The 277-nt window shown below is 54.9% G+C and carries 1 pseudogene; it reads left to right on the top strand.

The features are described from left to right. Window positions 1–35: 35 nt before the first annotated feature. A pseudogene (locus tag EOD29_RS31540) lies at window positions 36–277 on the top strand (inositol-3-phosphate synthase); the annotation flags it as partial.

The raw sequence follows: 277 nt of genomic DNA, 5'->3' as shown, positions 1-277 counted from the left end.
GTAGATGCCTCAGCAAGCAGCCCCTGGAGGGAACCATGCGTTCGAAATCCATTCGCGTCGGATTGGTGGGAGTTGGCAATTGCGCCTCGTCATTGGTTCAAGGACTTACCTACTATGATAACGCCCGAGAAAACGAGCCGGTTCCAGGCCTCATGCATACTGATCTCGGCGGCTATCACGCGCACGATATTGAAATATCCTGCGCCTTCGATGTTGCCGCTGCAAAGGTAGGGCGTGATGTCGCGGAAGCGATCTACGCCGAGCCAAACAACACTCA

It is taken from the genome of Mesorhizobium sp. M1A.T.Ca.IN.004.03.1.1, from assembly GCF_003997555.1.
Lineage (GTDB): Bacteria > Pseudomonadota > Alphaproteobacteria > Rhizobiales > Rhizobiaceae > Mesorhizobium.
This window is presented reverse-complemented; position numbering and strand designations above follow the sequence as displayed.